This is a genomic window from Microbulbifer maximicatervae (SeqCode), assembly GCF_052467385.1.
The window spans coordinates 2,504,245-2,525,618 of the sequence record NZ_CP174311.1; the positions used below are offsets into that span (position 1 = coordinate 2,504,245).

Genomic DNA, 21,374 nt, shown 5'->3' on the forward strand with positions numbered 1-21,374 from the left:
TCCAATCTCTCGATACCGCTACTCCCACTTTCTATCTACAAGCACCACTTTCGAGCTTCAACCTTAACTCCTCAAGGTTTCATCGCTCCCACTCCCTCAAATAAAAAGAACAAGCTGTCAGAGATGGGTGTCCTAGATTGTTCTTCCTCTCTAATCTGTGGGTGTCCTAGATGATTGATTGTCGATAATATCAAGTTTGATCAAACATGCTTCAAAACCTTGCAAGTCTTTAAAGGGCCCATCTCTCTTTCGTTCAACGTACCAAGCTCTATAAATAGTTGTATCCTTCAACAAGAGAGAGGATTTCCCTCTAGAACTGAGCCTATTATTTATACAAGGGGGGGGCGATCTGTATACGGAAAAGAATACCCCACCAAGACTAGCAACAACCATCTGAGGTCCGTCAGGAGACTTTCTAGAAAATGGAATTGTACTGTAATGCGGAATACCCTCTGTGTATCGAACTTCACCTGCTCTCAGTTTGAGTAGGTCCCTGTAATGATTTACCGAAAAATAATCAACGATCAGAATCACAAAAAACAGCGTAGTTAAAGCCCCAAGAACACCAATTAAAAACTTTACCGGCCAAAGCTCCCAGAGCCTATCCGATTTAGACTGAACAAAAAAAAAGTACAGAAAACACGACAAAGTAATAGCTGCAACTGCAGCCATTACTATCACCCAAACACTACGACTTACCAAGTAACTTTCGTAACTGCTTATTTCCACGCCCATTCTCCGCCATCAACTCCCATCATATTTTTTACCGCATCTTTTATTGTCCAACTTTCGATAATATTTTTAGGTGTTTGTATAGCCAGTGCGTAGACGGCCTTACCTATCAATGTATTGTCAGTACTTGCTGCCCATGGTACATGCTGCTTAGTTATATCAAGATCTGGAACTAGATCGCCGAATCTATTTTTTAACTTATCATTACTTTTTGAATCATCTTCAAAAGTGAATCCTCCGGATACTCCAACCGTTATCGCATCAGCACGCCCCATAGCTTTAAGAGGGCCGCCCTCATAATCCCTCCCCTGCAGAATACTATGCTCATACCCCACCACCCCATCTAATCCTTTTCCTTTCAGCAGCTTCCCAATTTTTTCCCCTAAGATTTTTTTGGTCAACTCGTCTTTAACACCCCACTCAGCACTAGTGATTAATGCCTCTCCACCTTTTGCTGCATAACCTTCGAATTCCAAATCAGCTAGGGCAATATTAACCTCTGCACCAGCGGCAAAACCAATACTATTTAATGCCGCACCATATTCAAGGCCCGTAGAAACAAAGAATTTTCCATTTGAGTCCAACCCAAACATTCCTCCAACATTCGAAGCAATTTTCAAAAATTGAAAATCAGCTGATCCACCCATAGAAATAGAGCCTGGCTGATTGTATTCATCAAGCCAATTCTCAAGTCCAGTTACACTTTGCTCTAACTTTCCATGTACATATCCAAAAATATTTGGCTCATCTATTAATACCTCTTGCCCTCCAAAAGTATCAACTGAGCCTATGTAACTCTCTAAATTAGATATCTCATCAGAAAAATCAGTCCCACCAGGTGCAATCAAACCAGCATCGGTCCATGTATTTGTAGGAGTCGCCAGTTGATATTGCTCTGCAAAACTCAGCTCAGCGTAGTCTTGCTGAGCGGCTATCTGTGCACTACGTTGCGCAGTTTTCGCATCCAGCACAGCATTAAATTGCGCCGAATGCATCATCACCTGCGTATTCCGCTGGATCACCGAACTGTTAGACCAGTAGTCCCTCTCACTGCCCCAAATATCACTTCGGCTAGCAATAACCTGTACAGTTTCAAGATCACCTTCGCGCCCTTGATAACCCGTAATTGTTGTTACGTGTGCATCAACGCGCTCCTGTAACTCGCGCTCTCTAGCACTGGCTTTTTCGCCACCAGTAACAGAAGCCGCATCCAGACCGCCGCCGGCAACCGGCTCACCATCACCGCCTAAGCGCTTGATCGAACTTTGAGCGACTCCTGCAGCAGTGGCAATTGCCACCCCACCCCAGTCAAAACTGTCGCCCCAGATAGCACTCTGCACTGACTCGTTGATCAGGGCTCCTGTGAGCTCCCGGCCTACATCCGCACCAAAGCTGCTGCCGCTCTGCAATACTTCACTCAGCACACCGGCTTCACTGGTTTGGGAGAAACCATCACTCAGGCCTGAGGCAACTCCAGAAGCAACCGCAGAAGTCGCCACGTTGCGCCAGCTAAAGCTCACATCCTTATTAAACGCTTTGTTAATACCGTAACTGCTGACCGCAGTACTGGCTCCCAAAGCGGCAGAACCGGCCCAGTTGAGTTTGGAGACCCCATCCACCATTTTGGTAAAGCTGTCAATTCCATTCAGGTAGCTGGCGGCGCCCACCGTTGCCACAGTAGTAAGACCGCCTATGGCGACATCGCTCCAGCTAAAGTCCTCCTGCATTCCGAGGCCGATTGCGGTTGCTTGGCTGGCAATCGAGCCCACGGCACCCGCCACAAAGGCAGCCCCTAAACCCAGGGTACCTGAGGCAATAGCACCGGCACCCGCTGCCATCATGCTGCCGATGCTAGCACCGGCAACTGAAACAAAAGCACCTGCTGTCAGTACCGTGGCCACCACCGCAACCACAATCACCAGGATCATACCCAGCGCACCACAACCTCCATCATCCGCCGGTGGCGGTGGCACATCCGGCAGAGTCGGGGCGGTATCCCCCATCTGTAGGGCACCGTCTACCGGGCGGAAGGTGTCGCTGTTGTTGTGGATATTGGTGACCACATTCGGCAGTTCGAGGCGCTGGCCTTTGGTCAGTACCTCGTCGCCCTTCATGCCGTTGGCATCGGCCAGGAGGTACCACAGGCTAGAGTCGCCCCACACCGTGGCGGCGATGCTCTGCAGCGTTTCTCCACCCTGGGCTTCGTAGCTGGAGTAGCTGGCCGTGGGATAGTTGGGGTTGATCGGCTGGTAGTTCTGGTCGAAGTCTGCCGACTGCACCGCCTGTACGTGGTCGCCGTTGCTATTAAGGTGGCGGTTGCCCGCTCCCTCAGCCTCGGCTAGTGCTTTCACATAGTCGTAGCGGCTGGGCACCTGGTCGTTGCCCACATCGCCGACGGCGTGGCCGTTGAAGTAGTAGAAGTGACGCATTTCCCGACCGAGGTCGTTCTGGCCGTCGTCGTTGATCTCTTCGCGCACCAGGGTACGCCCTTCCTTGTCGGTTACATAGGCGATGGCGCGCTCCCCTTCTACGTCGTAGACACGGCGGATATGGCCATTGGAGTCGTAGGTGTAGAAGGCTTCGCCGTTCTCCCAACTTTTACGCTGCTTGGGATGCAGGTCTTTGTTGTCGGCGCTGATTACCACCGACTTGGTTTTGTAGCTATCCCACTTTTCGTAGGTGTTGTACAGCGTGGTTACCGTGGGGGCGGCGCCGTCTTCGGGGTAGGCGCTGGTGATGGTGGTGTCCACCGTCTGGCCGTCACCGAGGAAGGTGTTGCGGCTGCGGGTGACTTCGTCGGTGGCTAGACCATTCTCATCGTACTGGGTGGTGGCGTAACCCAGCTGGATACCATCGGCGTTGTAGTAGTTGTCGGTGGCGCTGGACAGTTTGCCGGCAGAGTCGTACTCGTAGTAGGCGGTGACCTGCCCCGCATCGTTATTGATGCGGCTGGCGCGCAGCACAAAGCCGCTGCCCTGGTCGATATGCACGGTGGTGAGGCGGCCGTTGCTGTCGTAGGCGTATTTCTCGCGGATACTGCCGTCGCTGGCGCGGCTGGCGAGATAGCGCTGGTCGAGGCCGTTGTAGGCAATCGCGGTGCCGGTTTTACCCAGGACAATCTGGCCGTTTTCAAACTCGCCGAGGGTGAGGGTGAAGCGGTTGTTTTTGTCGTAGGTGTAGTAGAACGATTGGGTCTTGCCGTCGATGGTCCCATCGAGATTGTCGACATAGCGGCCGTCGTAAACACTACTGACGCTGCGGCGGTTGCCAAACACATCGAAGGTGTAGTCGATCTGGTAGGCGTTACCGTATTCGTCGTAGCCTTCGATATTGGTGATGCGGCCCTGTTCGTCGTAGGTGGCATTGCTGTGCTGGTACACCACGCGGCCGAGGTTGTTGTACAGGTCGTTGGAGCGGTAGTAGAGCTCGCCGGTGCGATTGCCCGCTTTGTCGTAGCGGTATTCGGTAACGGCGGGGGCGACACCGTCGTTGGCGGCAGTCTGGTCGCCATCGGCGAGGCCGTTATTGCCGTAGTCGTAGGTGCGGAACAGGTTGCCGTTGTGGTAGTAGGTGTAGCGAATATCCTGGTTGTTGCGCGCCTCCCAGGTGCCGTCGCCACTCAGGGCGGTATTGCCGGTCTGGCGCGATAGCCAGCCGGCGTAGTTGTAGGCGTATTCGATACGGTGGCCGCCGAGGTCATCGTGCCAGACGGCTTTGCCGAAGTAGTCGACCGCGTCGCTGAGTACATCCTCGTGGGAGGACTGGTTCCAATCGGTGTCCACGGCGCCGCCCATACCGGACTTGGCGATAGAAGTGATATAGCCACCCAGCTGTACTTCATCGGCGGCGCCCTGGGCCTGCTGGCCGGTAGCGGCCAGTACATTGCGACTCACCGAGTCGCTCCAGGCGTAGGCGTAATCGGTGATCTTGCCGTTATAGCTCTTGTACTGCAGTACCCGGCCCATGCCGTCGTAGCGGTAGGTCTCCTGGTCTACCTTGCCACTGGCCGTGGCGTTACCGCTGCTGTTAAAGCTGGCATTCAACACATAATTGGTATCGTCGTAGAGGGCATTGCGGTGGCGGATGCGGTTGCCAAACTCGTCGTAGTCCCACTCGTCGTAACGATTGGAGGCGCTATAGCCATAGTCGATCGCCAGGGAGTTATCCTGGAAGCGATTCATTCGCACCAGTTGGTTGTTGGCGTCGTAGTGGTAGGCCACCTGGTAGTAAAGTGAACCGGTGCCGCTGCCGCGCTCATTGGCGTAATACACCCGCTGGCTGCTGCCCTTGAGGTTGCCGGCCTGGTCGTAAGCTTGGGTATCGTAATCCCCTATTCCGTCCTGGCTGGCAATCAGCAGACCCGCTTCATAGTCCTGCAGACGCACTTGCTGGTGTTGGGTGTTGTAGTTGGTAATTGCAGTGCGGGTGGCACTGCTGGCACCGGCGGCAGCTTCGGCCCCCACCTTTTCCATCACCACTTCACCGAAGGCATTGACGCCGTATTCGGTGGCGGTGTGGGCGCGGAACTTCGTCATCTGCTCGGTGTAGACGTCCGCTTCCGGCTTCAGCTCTTTGGCTACATTGCCGCGCTGGTCGTACTCGTACAGGGTAGCATTGCCGTTGTTGTCGATCGAGGCCACAGTTTCGCCGAAGGCGTTGTAGGTAGCGTGGTGGGCGATCAGTGTCTCATCGTTGGCGGCACCGGTCAGTTGCAAGGCGATATTACGGATGGCCTCGCGGTTGTACATGCCCACCTGCGAGTAAAAGACGGAGGTGTAGCTGTCACCCTCGGAGGAGGCACTGTGAGTATAGGTCTTGATTTTTAGGGTTTTGGTCACAGCATTAGTGATATTCGTCACCGTACCGCCGCTGTTGTTATTAAAATTACCCTTGGCGTGGTTTAGAACCGTGCCTTTCTGGCTATTGCTGCTGTAGGCCCACAGTTCAAATGCCAGGCTGGTCGCGCTGTTATTCATCGATGAGGTATCGACGTATACCCAGCTCTGCCCGGTGGGCACATCCACATTTTTGGTTTTACCATCGGCAACGAATTTGATCGACTCTGTGCCGATAGGCAAATCGTAGACTTTGACACGCTCTGGGGAAGTCTTGGTAACACTATTACCCGTACCATCATCTGTATAGGTACCCCAGTTCTGGCCATTAGTGGTCATGGAGACCGTTACCTCAGGTAAATCACCTAAACCGAAGCCGCCGTGACGATTGGCAAAAACTTCAGTACCTTCAACTGTATAAGTACCATTCTTGGTAACGGCAAATGATTTTGAATAGCGCTCTCCATCATAGGAAAAACTGGTATTTATCTTTGCACCGGTAGCATCGTTTAGCCCAGAGACTGTAAATGTAATCTTCGGTACAGCGGATTCACCAAGGGGGGGCTTTGTTTGCATCCCCACATAAGAATAAATAACTTTTACATCCCCATAGGCTTCCACTTTCCCCGGGTAACTCTCAGACTTGGTCGCCTCTGTGGCATAAGTGGTCTCTAAGACTTTGGCCGAATCACTGTAAGCCAGGCTTGTTTTGCTCGAGCTGCCCTGCTTCGAGGATTGATAACCGGCAGACAACCAGAACTTATTTACCTCCGGCAAGTGCTCAAGGCCAACCCCTTCCCCTGGCAGGCCCACACTGCCATTTAGGCTGTCGGCGCTATCGCTGTACAGATCCACTGCGTGCAACACCAGTCCATCTGCGCTCAGGAATGTCAGCGATACTGCTGCCGCATTGCTGTTGAGCGCGATGTCCATACCATCGCTCCAGTTGTACTGGACGTTGTCCATCACCACTTGGCCACTGCTGTTCTTCGCCAGTACTTTGACCTTGGTGTTGTTGCCGAACACACTGGCCACATCACTGCTGTCGAGACTCAGGGTATTGCCATCTACCGACCAGTCCAGGCTCGGCATCACCTGCAGCGGGTTGTTCTGTGCATCTTCCAAAGCGCTGTCTGCGGCGCTGTCATCCGCCTGCAGGAAGTCACTATTGATGTCGTAGTTGTAGGCGTTGGTGGTGATCACCACTTCGCGCCAGCCGTACTGGGTGCTGCCTTTGAACAGGGGCACAAATACGTGCAGCTGCTCTTCCTCTTCAATGCGATTAGTAAACACGGTGATTTCCCGGCCGCTGTCGAGAGTGACCTGACGGCTGGTGTAGTAGTGACGGACATCCCGCTCGACATAACCTTGATGGTGGCCCTGGCTGGTGCCGTCGAGCGGGTAGTTAGTACTGCCCAGCAGTCCGGCGAGATCGGTTTGCTGTTTGGCGGTGAGCCCCAGTTCCTCAAAATTGAGGCGTGGATCATCGCTGCTCAGGTGCAACAGTTCATCGGTGTTATCTACCCAGGAAAGATTGCCATCCACAGCGGTAGCGCCGCCGGAGTTGCTGGCGTAGCCCTTACCTTCGCCATCCACGTAGTTCACATTGGTGCTGCGCACGGTTGTCTGCCCGCGTTCAGCGGGCAGACTGTGTTTGTTACTCACTGCGGTATCGGCGGTGGTCGGCATATTACCGCTGTTGAGGTTGACCCAGACCCTGGAAGTGGCAGTGCTGTTGGTGGCTGTTTTGGCGGAGCCGATACCGGTAATCGTGGGATCTGTGCCCGCTTCAGAGTCCACACTATTGGTTACTTCGGAGTTGTCGTTATCCACATCCCAGCCTACATCCAGGTCGGCGTTATCGCTGGGCGTCGCCAGCGGGGCTTCCACCACCGTAATCAGCTGGTCTTCCTGGTCGTACAGACTGTACTTCCACTGGGTCTCACTCTGGGTGAGTTCGTTCATCGCCTGCCGCGCAGTTTGGATACCGTCCAGGCTGTCGTTGTTGATCGCGGTAATTTCTAACGAGGCATTGCCGTTTTGGTCGTACAGGTAAATACGCGGGGAGCCGTTGTCGGCGTTGGTTTTAAATAACCGCCCGAGTTCGTCGTAGACGTAGTACTCCTGGTATTTGCCCCCGATCACCGAGTCGCGCACGTCGGTATTAATACCCTTACCAACAATCTGGCCGTGGGTGTTGTAGGCAATATCGTGCTGTACCCGGCCACCCAGCTCGGTCTTATCCACATTATTGCTGCGGGCAATTTCGCGCCCGGCAGCGTCGTATTGCAGCCAGGTGATCACCTGGCTCCGGGCGTTGTCGATATCCGTCTGCGTCTGGCTCTGGTAGACGGCGTTGCCGAAGGCGTCGAAGTAGAAGCGGGTCTTGCCTTCGTAGTTGGCGTCACCGCTGTTTTCCCGCGCGTCGCGGGTCTCTAACCGCTTGCCGATCATGTTGTAGTAGTGGCTGGTAACCTGGTTGCCGCTGTCGTTGTGCACTATCTCGGCGGTGCGGTGGCCAAACAGGTCGTAGCGGTAGCTGACTGTGCCGCGCACGCTCTGGCCGCGGTAGTCGGTGTACTCGGCGCCTTGCATCTGCACCTGTTCGCCGCGGGCGTTGTAGCTGGCACTCTCCACGCGGCTATCTGCGGCATTCTCATCGCCGTCGTAGCGCACCGTGGTGATGGCCTGGCCGTTGCCGTCGTAGTCGTAGCGGGTGACCAGATCGCTGCTCACCTGGGTGATATTGAGGGCGGTGCCGGAGTTGCTGATGCGCGAGAAGGATTCGCCTTTGATGCGCTCTTCCAGCAGCAGGCCGCGGCCGCTGTACACATACTCGGTGGTGCGCTCGTCGCCGCTGGCGATATTCGCCACCAGGGCGGCGCGGTTGCCACCGTAGAGGTTGTCGAGCCAGGCGTGGCGGGCTTCGTTGTCGGCGGGAGCGCCGAGGCCGCTAAAGTTAAGGGCGTCGGCGTAGCGGGTCTGCGCGGTGATCTGACCGAGACCGTCGTAAAGATACTCGGTGACATAGCCGAGGCGGTCCACTTCCAGTACCCGGTTGCCGGCGCTGTCGTAGAGCGCGAAGCTGGACTGGTCCTTGCCGTCGATCTGGATAATGGCGTTGCCATTGGCGTCGTAGAGCGCTTGGCTGCTCTGGGTGCTGCCGAGGCTAAAGCCGTTTTGCAGTTCCTGTTGGTCGCCGCTGGTGGAGTCCGGGTCCACCAGGTTGTTGAGATCGAAGAAGACTCCGGCATCGGATTCGGTTTTGGTCACCAGGTTGTTGGCGTTGTACTGGTAATGGGTCGTGCGCCCGGTGCTGGACTCGCTGCCCTGCAGGGCCTGGGCGTCGGTGCGCCAGTGCTCGGCACTGTTGTCGAGATTGAGCCCAGTGAGGCTGCCGTCCCAGGCGCTGTCGTTAATGGTGAGGCGCTGGTCGTAGCGGGTCTCGCTGCGCAGGTTGCCGGCGGCGTCGTAGGTGCTGTAGGTCAGGCCGCCGTCCGCATCCAGGGCGTACACCTGTTGATCCAGGCGGTTGTAGCTGTAGGCGGTTGCCTGGACCTGGCCGTGCTGGGTGCCGTTGGCGCTGCCGTCGTCACTTAGGCTGGCATTCTGCATACCGCGCTGGCCTTCGTACACCAGGCGACCGAGGGCGTCGTAGCGGCGCTCGGTTACCGAGCGTATCCACACCGTACTAATGCTGCCGTCGAAGTCCGGGCTGTCCAGGGCGCTGTCGCTGGCACCGACAAAGGCGGGGCCCAGCAACGCCAGCAGCTGGCCGTTGTGGTCGTAGCGCATATAGCGGTTTTGGATGCCGTAGGCCGAGGTCTTCTCCTCCCCGGCGCTGACATCCCAGTAGTAGCCATCGCCCGCGAAGGTTTTATCGAAGGCGTTGTAGCTGTACTTGGTTATAGCGCGCACCTGGGTGGTGCCGGTGTTGTGATAGGTCAGCGTTGCAGCGTACTCCGGGCCGGTCTCCTGAATCACCCGCCCCTGGGCATCGTAGTGATAATCCGTGCGCGCGCCATTGGCGTCGATCACAGCGGTGCGGTTGCCGGCCTTGTCGTATTCATAGGTGGCGGTATTGGCGGTGGCGTGACCGTTGACCAGGTCGTAGCCGTGCTGGGTGCTGGTGAGCAGCTGGCCGCGGTTGTCGTACACACTAACGCTGTGGCGGTCGCGAATGGGGTCTTGCAAGTTGCCGAGCAAAGACTCCAAAGCGGCGCGGTCGAGCGCGGCAATATCGGTGCTGGCGGCCAGTGTCTGCGCGTAGGTGCGCACGTCGGTGGCCTGGCCGAAGGCGTCATAACGGTAGGTGGTAACGGCGCCATCCGGGGTCACCTGGTGGGTGAGCTGGTTGTTGGCGTCGTACAGGAAGACCCCGGTGTTGCCGTTGGGGTCGGTGGTGGCGACGATATTGCCAAAGGCGTCCAGTACCGTCTGGGTGCTGCCGCCGCGGGCGTCGATTTCACCGACCTTGCGCCCCAGCTGGTCGTGCAGCTGCTGGCTGGTATAGCTGGGGCCGCGGGGGCTGACCAGCGTTTCCAGTTCGCCGAAGCTGTTGTAACCAAAGTAAGTGGTGGCCACTTGCTCGTCGGCACCCAGCTCCGCTTCTGTGAGGTTGTGGCGGTTACTAACCGTACTTGCGTCCCTATCGGGCAGACCGCTAGTCTCCTCCACCAGACGACCTAACTGGTCAAAGCCGCGGATAGTGACCCGCTGCTCAGCCAAATCCTTGGCTTCAGTCGTGCGCCAGATTTCTCCAAAGGCGTTGTAGTCGTGCAGGGTCACCACCCCTGCGCTGTCCGTTTCAGTGCGCAACTTGCCATTGGACATATAGGTGTAATGCGTGCTGCGATCCTGGGCGTGGGCCAGGGTATTGGTATTGATAGCACTGGGGTCGGCATTTTGCGCTACGGCCTGGCTGTAGTGGGTCTCACTCAGCACCTGCCCCAGGGCGTCGTAACTCCAGGTCGACAGGTAGCCCTGGGTCGTATTGCGCGGCACCTGCTTGTGGGTCAGGCGGCCGGCGGCGTCGTAGCTGAAGTAGGTCTTGAAGCCTCGCGGGTCGCTGATCTGGGTGCGATTGCCGAGGGCGTCGTACTGGTAACTCTCAACGTAATTTTGCAGGGCGCCCTCCGCCCACACCTTTTCAGTAAGGCTGGCTTTGCGCCCGGCGGCGTCGTACTGGGTGACGATCACCTGGTCGTGCTGGCTGCTGGCACTGATGGCCAGATCCGCGGCACTGAGGTCCGCCCAGCCGCTGGCGGCGGGTACAGCGATGCCGTTGGCATAGCGGATCACCGTCTCGGTGTCGTTGCTATCGTCGTAGCGGGTCTCGGTAACATAGCCGAGGCTGTCCACGGTGTGGGTGCGGCGGCCGGCGGCATCGTAAATAAAGGTGCTGTGGCGATTGTCCGCCGCTTGCGCATCCAGGTCAGCGGTGGTCTCGCTGGCGAGATTCAGGGCGCGGGCGTAGGCGATCTCGCCGACCACTTCACCGCGGCTGTTGTACAGGCTCTCGGTGACATAGGCGTATTGCACCCCACCCTGTTCGAACAGCCGCAGGGTATGGGTCTGGCGGCCGGCGGCGTCGTACTGGTAGCGGGTCTCGCGATCGTTACTGGTGTCGCGCACCAGGTCGTCCACAGTTTCGCTGGACGGATCTATCCTGTCGGCATAGCGGATCACGGCGCTGACACGCCCGGTGCTGCTGTACACCGTCTCCGTCACATATCCCAGGGCGTCGATGCTGTGGGTCAGCTGGCCGTCGTCGTTGTAGACGTAACGGGTGGTGCGGTCCTCATCCACGATAAGGTTATATATCGCTGCCACTGAAGGGATATCCAGAGTCTCCGGCAGATTGTAAGTGCTGCGGTGCTCTGTAATAGCTGACAACTGCCCGGCAGCGTCATACTTCTTTTCCAGGGCCGAGTACCAGGTGGCATCCGTAGAGAACGGGCTCAACACATAGCGCTCACGGCCCAGCTCGTCGTAGACAAAGTAGGTGCTGTGCCCCAGGGCATTGGTCATCGCGGTGCGGTTGCCGGCCTGGTCGTACTCGTAGCGGGTGGTGATGGCGAGGCCATTGGGGTCGAGGGTCTCGCTCAGTACCCGGCCCAGCTCATCGTAGCTGTAGGCGGTGGTGCGCTTGATACTGGCGCTGCCATCGATACCGCCACTGAGGCTGCCCTCCTGCACTTCCAGCACATTGCCCTGGCCGTCGTAGCGGTACTGGGTCAGCAAATTAAGGCCGGAGCCATCGCTGCTGGCATCGACAATTACCCGGCTCACGCGGCCATTTTTATCGTACTCGGTGCGAGTTGCGCTGCCGCTGGCATCCACGGTTTCCTCATAGCGGTGGCCGTAGCGCTGGGTGGTGGTCAGGTTGAGACCGCCCACGTCCTGGGTGCGGGTCAGTACCCGGCCCTGGGGGTCGTAGGTTAATTCGGTGCGCACGCCGCTGGCGTCGACACTGGCGGTGAGTTGGCCGGCGGCGTTGTACTCGCTGCGGGCGCTGTTGCCGAGGGCATCGGTGGTGTCGGTCAGGTTGCCCTGGGTGTCGTAGTCGTAGCGCGCCTGGCGCAGCCAGCTGTCTCCAACCTTGATGGAGACTTCGAAGGTCTCGCCGTGGACATTGCTGACGGTGCGGGTCTGCACGCCCTCCGGGGTGGTGACGGTCTGGCTGCGGTTGGCGTCGTCGTATTCGTAGCGGGTGCTGCGGTTCAGCGCATCGGTGCGGGTCAGTACCCGGCCGAAGGCGTCGTAGCTTAAGTGGGTCTGCTGCGCCAGGGCATCGGTCTGGGTCAGCAACTGTCCCAGGCGGTCGTAGGCGTAGTCGGTGCTGTAACCCCGCGCATCGGTACTGGATACCGCTTCGCCGAAGGCGTTGTACACCGTACTGGAAGTAATACTGGCGAAGGGACCACTGCTCAGTTGCGCGCTGCTCGTTTCCAGTTCGCCGCGGCGGCTGTAGCTAAAGTCGGTGACTGCCTGGCGGCTGTTGGCAACATCTATCGCCTGGCTCAAGCGGGTGCGCTCGCCGAAGGCGTTGTACTGGGCTGTAGTGATAAAACCTTCGCCATCGGTGCTGTTGTCCACCAACCCGCGCTGGGTGTAGACGGTGCTGGTGACGGTGTCGTCACCATCGGCGAGGCTCGCCGCCAGGTTGTCCAGGGTCGCGGCATCGCCGGCCAGGCCCAGGTTGTTAAACGCCGTATTGCTGAGGCGGCTGGCGTACTGGCGGGTGCCGGTCACTTCGCCGAAGGCGTTGTGGCTAAAACTGCTCAGCTGCCACTCGAGGCTGTTATTACCGGGGTTGAATACCGGTGCCAGGCTGTACTTCAGCAGGCCGTCGGCACTGTAGGCAAAGTGGGTGGTGTAGCCGTTGGCATCGGTGCTGCTGATGCGGCGACCGCTGTCATCGTAGCTGTGACTCAACACCACCCGGCCCCGGTGGTCCCGCTCGGCGATCACCCGGCCCTGGACATCGTACTCAAACTGGTAATCCCGCGCCTCGCTGTCGTTGGCACTGAAAGTGGGGTCGCCCTGGTAGTTGTCCAGGTAGTTATCCAGGATCGAGCCGCTGGCCATAATGCCGCTGCGGCTGCTCGCCAGCTGGCCGCCGGCGGTGTAGGTAAAGGTGCTGGTGTTGCCGGAGGCATCGGTGGCGTGGGTCACCTGGTTGCGCCCGTCGTAGCGCCATTCGCTGATGCGGTCGGCGCCGGAGGCCTGCGGGCGCAGCTGTCCTGGGATATCAGTACCCGCGGCTTCGAGGGTGTCGGTGAGGATCTCTACGGTGCCAATGCGACCGCTGCCGCGCACGGTAAACCAGTCGATCTCCTCTACGGTAACCGTTGGATCAAGGTAAGCAACGTCTGCTTGGATATCCCGCTCAAAGGTCTGCCAATTGCCGTCCAGGTATTTGGCATCCAATGGAAAGGTATAAAAATTGTAGATACCGGAACTGTGTACGTGGATATAAGGCTCGGTTACCGTTGAGCTGTACTGCACATAGGCTGCACCTTCCGAGGTTTCGATTCGGTAGTAGAGAAAAGTTTTTCCGGAAAGTTTAAGTTCTGCTTTTGCGGTAGTGCTATCGGTAATATTCCAGCTTTCAAACTGCGAGTTTTTACGCAAAATAAAGGCATTATTAACATCATCACCAGACACTTCGACAACATCGCGCTGTAAATCCGTATCGTAGACTTTAACAACGGTGGCCCCCGGTGGATCACTATCGGCAATCTGCCAGCGACTGACATCGACGCTATCACGGTCGTTAAAACGGTGACGCACAAAATCCACCCCAGCCAGACTGAGCCGTGCGGGATCCCCCTCCACTGCCGCTAAAGCGCTGTCCAGATCCCCTAGAGCCGTGGCGTACTGAGTGCTCTTCACCCGGTTGCCGGCTACATCGTATTCGTGCTCGGTGACATAGCCTTCGGCATTGATCTCCGCCACCTCGCGGCCCTGGCCGTCGTAGAGCCAGTAGTTGCTGCGATCCGCCGCCGGATCTGCGGCGGGGCGCAGGGTCTGCAAGGTGCCGCTGTTGAGCCAGTGGCTGCTCTGCTCGTAATCCGCTACCCGGTTGGCGTAGCGGGTACTGGATACCAATTGGCCGGCGCGGTTGTAGCGATACTCGGTGAGATAGCCCTCCGCATCCAGGGTGGCGGAGACCCGACCGGCATCGTCGTAGAAGCTGCGCCCGATGCGCGCATCTGCCAGGTCCACCCCGGTGGCCGTTGCGCTGAGTGCCTGGGTATAGCTCTCGCCGGCGGCCAGGGTAAAGCGCCCCACCCCGCTCTTGCTCACCGGGACGCCGTCCACATCCAGGGTGTAGGACAGCTGGTACTCATACACGCCGTTGGCGTGGACATCTTTGTCCAGTTCCACGGTGCCGGTGGCGGGGTCGAGGGACAGGGTCTCCCACTGACCGCTTCCCAGCGGGCGGATCGACAGACTCACTCCGCTGGCGCTGTAGGCTTCATCCAGCCCCAGGCTCAGCTGTGGGTTGGTCACCGACTGCAGCTGGCGCCCCACCTGCTGTTGGAAGGTGGCATCCACTTGGCTGCTGCCGTCGATAGAGTGGCGGGTTACCTGCACGCTGTAATCGCCGTCGGCGAGGGTCTCGCCCACCAGCAGGTTGAGGCGCCCGGCAAAGGAGCCGTCGCGCAGGGTGGCGGGATCGATCCAGGTTTGTGCCGGCTGTGCGCTGACGGGAGAACCGGTGGCGTTGTCGATTACCACGGTTTCCAGGTAGGCGATGTCCGCCGCTTCGGCGGCGCTCAGGTAGCCTTCAAGGGCATAGCCTTCGGCGCTGCTGCGCTCATAGCTGGGTAGGTCCCAGCTGGCGGATTCGGTACCGCTGTCGTTGGCGGCAAAGGTGCCGGACAGGGTGCGCAATAAACGGTCGTTATCGCTGAGGCCGTTGCCGTCGGCATCGCGGTAGGTGGCGATACGGTATTCATAGTCGCCGGACAGTTCATAGCCCAGGTTGGCAGTGAAGTCACTGCCGTTTTGGTTGACCAGAGTGCTTTGCCAGCTCTCACTGCCAACCCGGCGGTATTCAAAATGAGTAACCTCTGCCGCTGTTCCACCTTCAAATATGCGGAAATTACGAAAGCTGCTATCCCCCAGCTCCCGGTTTATATCTTTATCATTGGCAAAATAGAGCATTGAATGCTCACCCAGAAACTGCGCCCCCAATTGGCCAACCGGGATGCGGTAACGCACCCAGCCATCCCCGACAGAGTACGTTTTATAGGTGGAGTTCATCGTTGACACATTTTGTGTGCCGGCTAGCTGCACAAAACCCTGGTCCCGATACTCCCCATCAACATCAAACCCGAAACCCTGGATTTCAGCTGCTGAGTCACTTCTAAACTCCAGCTCAACAATGGTGTCTTCTGTAATCGTGTAATCAAAAGCGATGCCTTTCCAGGCGTTGCCGGTAAAACGCAGTGTGTCGCCATTGGCACTGATGGAGTAGGACCCGATACCGTCTTGGGTCCCCTCTCTCGGGTTATCAATAATGCTAACGCTATTAAAATTAAAGTTTTCCCCGGAGGAGTTGGCGGTGGTCAAATTATCAGACCATTGAAATATTTGATCCTGCGCTGACTGCTCTCCCACTTCCACCGGGAAAGCCGCTCTCACACTGCTGCTACCATCGTCGTAGTGCAGGGTTAAGGTCACGCTATAGGCCTGTCCCGCAGCCAATTCAGAACCTATCGCTAAATTGACTTCGCCGTTGTAACTGCCAAACAGTTGCGGATAAGTTTCAGCAGTGGAGACCAGCTGGCCATTGCTGTCTTTAACCTGCGCAACAATTTTATCGAGGGCGGGGTCGCTGCCGATAGAAACTGGATAACCACTAATAGCGTGGCCACTGCCACTTTGCAGGGAAACTACGGTGTATTCAAAATCAAAACTACTGTCGTTGGTAACACCTTTACCCACTGTCAGTGATGGGCTGCCTGTGGTTTGCTTTACGGTTACACCGTTTTGTTCGTAGCGAATACGGAAGTTATAAGTGCCCTCTAAATCAGCTTTGTCATCTACATCCCCGAGGATCACTTTGAGATTATTGCCATCTTCTAATACCGGTACGGATTGCCAGGTATCGGGAGACACTTCATATTCAAAGATAGTTTTATCACTGCTCACCGGGCGCGAGCTTACCGGCCATTGGAAACTGGTGGGGTGGTGTTCGGTTTGGGTGCCGATTTCGTAGTCGAAAGTATAGGAGTCGATCTCATCGCCATCAATGTTATAAGTAGTCACCTCCACTTCATAACGGCCTGACCCCAATACTTGATCAATATCTAAATTTAAATGTCCATCATATGAATAGTTATTTGGGCTAGTGTTTTTTAGCCACAGAAGATAATCAGCAGGATATGTCGAAGCGGTAGATACAAGAGCACCACTTTTCTTATCCAGAACCCGTACATCGGCACGGGAAATTGTGCTCGCCAGCGTTTCAGAAAAGTACCCTAAAATTTCTGTAGAAAAACTTTTCTCGACATAGCGGACAGATTCGAACTCAAAGGAAGCATTAACCGCGCTACTGTCTGTAGTTTTTCCATCCTTATCGACAACAAATGTCCCAGTAGCCGATTTCACAATCTGGTTGCCGTCGACATACTCTATCAGGTATTCATAGGTTTTTTTTGTACCGACATTACCTATGACACCGAGGTCTGCAACATGATTGGCACCTTCTCCAGTAGGGGAAACGATGGTGAACTTGCTATTACTACCATTTATACGATATTTAAAGAAAACAGAGCCGCGACCAGGCTGAGTCGAAATGGGCCAAGTAATCTTCGTTGTTTTATATTCGTATTGATTACCAATTTCATAATAAACTTTTTTGGACTGTACAGCTCCGTTAATCGTCAGCGTAATGTCATATTGGCCATCTGGGAGCTTGCTACCAGTTCTAAGGTTTATTTTTCCATTCCAATTAAAGCCATCACGCTCAATATCTTGCGGGTAGGTATAGGCAGTATACGAAGCTCCTGTCGCCTTATTTACAGAAACTGCCTTAATAGTTTTAATATTAGAAGGAAGACTATCTGTGTAATACTTAATAACTGAAGAGTTACTGCTAGTATTTGTAGTGGCAACCCCTTTAAATGAAGTGCTTAAGCTCTGGTTTGAAGTTGCAATAGTAGAGAATGTGCCTTCACCACGCATCCCAACTTCATGTACGCCCCCTTGATAATTACCATTCCGGTAATCAATGCGAAAATTATAATTACCAGAACCAGGGTTATCAAAAACTACCGTATTGGTATGGCCACTAGAGGTAAAGCTCCTAGATAACCAATTGGAAGAGGAAGTTGATTTATAATAAAACTTGGTAGTTTTAGACTGTCCATAAGTGGGATCAGTCCATTTTATTCGGGTGCCAACGTTGAAAGTTTTTGTTTGTGTATATGTATTCGCTTTATAACGAACACCAGCGTCACGGAATTCTTCGACTACTACTTTTACCGAATAATTACCTGCAGGCAGGTTATCCCCATAATATTTAGTTAAATCAACACTGCCATCCCAGGTTATAGACCTAGCCCAATCAGCTGTAACATCATATGAAAAAGTGCCATCATATCCACTTGGTAACGAACCATCAGTTCTAGTTACAGTTACGGTGATAGTCCAGTAATCAAAGATATCGAGCCCGGCACCTCCATTGTAGGCTGTTCTAGGTGTAAAACTTCCAGCCTTTAGTTTCGTAGCACTATTTGTCGAATTAACATTACTATGTTCACGATAAACAGAAACCGTCTTGGTTTGGTTAGAAGGCGCGCTAACCCGTGTATGGGCCGTTGTCGAATAAGTATAAGGCTGTGAGGGATCGTTTTTCTCTATTTCCGATCTAACCGACAAAGTGCGGTTATCCGTATCCGTAAACTGCTCCGCCACAATCGCCGTGCTGGCATAGGTATAGGGCTGTACCGGCGGACGGGTATAAGCAGTAGTAATGGCACTGCCACTCACCGTTTCTGTGTGCGTATTTTCGACCCGCGCATTGATGGTGCCACTCAGGACATAGGGATTTTGCGCCGGGCGCGTGGTGGCAGATTGGCTGAGGTCGATACTGCCGTTTTGATTGACAATACTGCGCTGGTTAAAACCGAGACTATCCGCTTGGGCGTAACTCTGCTGTGGGTCCAACCATTGGGTGGCGCTGTCGCTGGTAACGCTGAGGTGGGCGTTACTGGCGGCGTACTTTGCCGCTAGGGTGTCTGTGGTTTCTCCCTGAGGATTTTGTATTTTTACATCGTACTGGGTGGTGCGCAGCACCTGTCCCTGGGCGTTGTATTGGGTTTCGCTCAGGTAGCCTTCGGCATCGATAAGAAAGCGAACCTGGCCGGCGTCGTCGTAGTATTGATAAGTGCTGCGATCACTGTCGGGGATCGCTGTGGGGCGCAGGTCTGCCAGGGTAATACTTTGATCGATACCGATCACTTGGCCGTCGTTGTCTTTCTGCAACAAACTCTGCAATTGGCTGCTACTGAGTCGGTTGGCGTAGTGGGTGCTTTGTACCTGACGGCCTTCTTCGTCGTAGTGGAATTCGGTGATGGCGCCGGAGGCGCTGATCACGGCTACCATCTGGCCTTTGTCGTCGTAGAGGCTGTGGCTGATAGCACCGATCGCGTCCTGGGTGGCGCGGATACGCCCGAGGGTGTCATAGAAGAAGCGGGTTTCACCGAGGGTGGCATTGCCGTTGGTGGTGTCGTGGCGGATTTCGCTGATCAGGCTGCCGTTGGTGGCGTAGCTGCGGGTGATCTGCAGGCCGTCGGCGTCGGTGCTAATCACCTGTGATTGGGCGTCGCTGTACAGGGTGGTGCTGGTATGTCCTTCGGCATCGGTGCTGCTGAGCAGCCGGCCGAGGCCGTCGTAGATGTAGCTGGTTTTATAGCTGCTGGCATCTTGCGCGCCGCCGCGGGGGTCGACGGTGCTGCGCAGTTGTCCGTTGGCGTCGTAGACGGTGTATTGGGTGGATTCACTGCCGTCGGCAATGCCCTCGCCGTCGCTGCCCACGGCGCTGTAGGCGGTCACACTGTAGACCTGGCCGCGGAAGTCCAGGCGGGTGTCGCTTCGGCGAGTGGCGTTGTGCAAGCTGTTGGCTTGGATATCACTCTGGGTGTTTTGCACCCAGCTGGTGAGGGTGCTGTAGGCAAAGTCGACGGGATTTTCGGTACTCGCTTCGCTGTAGTTGGCGGCGTCGAACTGGTCGAAGTAGCCGTGTTGTAAGTAGGTAATGCCGCTGACGGTGCGGGCGGGTATGCCGTGTTCGGCATTCTGTGCGGCATCGCTGTAGCGGGTTTCCTGTACCGTGCCGTCGTGGCCGACCACAAAGCGCAGGCGCTGCTGGTCGTCGTAGACATAGTGGGTAACCCGGGCTTCGCTGGGTTGCTCGGCGCCGGCACCATCGGGGTCCGGGCGCAGGTAGACCGTTTCTTTGCTCAGCTGGTTGGCACTGTCGTATTCGCGCTCGACCGTATTGCCCTGGGCGTCGCGCACCAGGGTCTGGTTGCCGCGGCTGTCGTATTCATACGTGGTGGTGTCACCACTGTGGTCGGTGAGACTCAGCAGGTTGCCGTCGGCGTCGTAGCGATATTGGGTCAGCTCGCGCACGCCGTTTTGGTCGGCGGGGGCTTTCATCTCGGTAATGCGCCCGGCGCTGTCAAACGTCAGTTCGGTTTGCACCCCTGTCCAACTGCCACCACCGGCTTCCGGGTTGTCGATTTGGGTGATCGTGGTCTTATTGCTGCCCAGGTCGTAGCTGTAGGTGGTGATGCGGCGGTCGCTGTTATCAAACTCCAGCGCCATGCCACTGGAGGCTACCCGGCCGCTGTGCACTTCGGAGATACGGTAATCCCCCTGCCCGTCCACATCCGTATAGTAAAAGCGCATCAGGCTGCCATCACTTTGCAGCACCGTGGCAACGCGGGTGCTATCACCGTCGTATTCGTAAGTGGTGGTGTACACATTGCCGTCGGCAATACTGCTGTCCTGCGGGGACAGGTCGACGGTAACAGCTTCCAAACGGCCTTGGGCGTCGTAGCTGTAGTGCAGGCGCTGCTCTGTGGTGCCGTCGCTGCTGACAGTCACTCCGGTAACGCGAGTGCCGCTATAGGTAATCGCGAGTGTCTGGCCTGCGGCGTCGGTAACCGTGTCCACCAGACCACTGCTGTTGTGGCCAAAAACGACTTGGCGGCCTTCGGCATCGACACGGGCCACCATTTTCCAGTTGCCGTTGATACCGCCGTAGACTTCTTCAACGCGACTGGAGCCCTCGCGCCAGACCCACTGGTTGTTGCCGCTGTCGAACAGAATCTGGTCGTGGGCGCCGGCACCGTCAGAAGAGATATAGGCCTGCAGGCTGGCATCGTAGCGGTAGATGGTCTCGGCCCCATCACTGCCGATGCGCGTAATCTGGCTACCCGGCTGATTAGGGGTGCCGACCAGGTTGGTCAGCTGGTTGGAAAAGTTAAAGCGGAAGCCATCGTTGTTGTCGCCATCCAGTTGCCCCTGGCTGTTGTAGGTGCGGAGCAATGACAGATCCAGGCCTGAGGCCGCGACAAATTCATCCTGCTGGCGCAGTACCAAATTGCCGGTGGAGGCGTTGACATAAATGGATTCACGTCCCTGCCCAAAACTTGCCGAACCTACTCCTGCCTGTGTGCTATTAAACAGACCCAGAGCTTCCCCACTGATAACGGCGACCATAACTTCTCCAAATACATCTAGCCAGTGCTGGCCGCCTCTCCTTATGAGGTGCGGCCAGTTTCATCTTCGTTTAGATATATATCCTGACAAAGCGGGCAATCGTGCAGGGGAAAAAATTATATTATTCACAAAATGTGAACCGCATCACAAAATGCGGACTGTTAGATTTAAATTTGTACAATCTAGCGCACACAACCCCGTTCTGGGTGAGCACCTATCAACTGCACCTCACCCTGTGTACAAGAGCCAAGCTTGTGAGTACTCAAAGTTGAGGCCACCATGTATGCAATAACTACAATGAGTACTAAACCAAGCCACTCAAAATCGGAGTTGCTCACAGACTCATCTAGGCCTCTTCCTTCCGCCACTGTATTTACAAAAGAGAATTTTTGTATCGTGAAGATGTGAGATCTAATCTAAGAGTGAATATTACTAAGAGTGAGCCGATATCGAAACACGTGCCCAGTCACAATTTTTACATTTGATATTGTTGGATATGTGTTAACGAACGACCATAAACAAGTTATGCCTCATATTGACAAATAGAGTGCACCTTTAATA

At 55.7% G+C, this 21,374-nt stretch carries 2 protein-coding genes; both read right to left on the reverse strand.

The window, feature by feature from the left end; all coding sequences use genetic code 11:
• Positions 1-150 precede the first annotated feature (150 nt).
• On the reverse strand, positions 151-672 hold the full coding sequence (locus ACJJIR_RS10580) for a hypothetical protein (protein ID WP_444908342.1): 522 nt from the start codon (positions 670-672) through the stop codon (positions 151-153).
• 47 nt (positions 673-719) lie between these two features.
• Positions 720-20,813, reverse strand: a complete 20,094-nt coding sequence (locus ACJJIR_RS10585) for a hypothetical protein (RefSeq protein ID WP_444908343.1) — start codon at positions 20,811-20,813, stop codon at positions 720-722.
• Positions 20,814-21,374: the final 561 nt, after the last annotated feature.

Coding starts and splice junctions, on each gene's coding strand:
- ACJJIR_RS10580 (WP_444908342.1), bottom strand. CDS start 672: ATGGCTGCAGTTGCAGCTATTACTTTGTCGTGTTTTCTGTACTTTTTT.
- ACJJIR_RS10585 (WP_444908343.1), bottom strand. CDS start 20,813: ATGGTCGCCGTTATCAGTGGGGAAGCTCTGGGTCTGTTTAATAGCACA.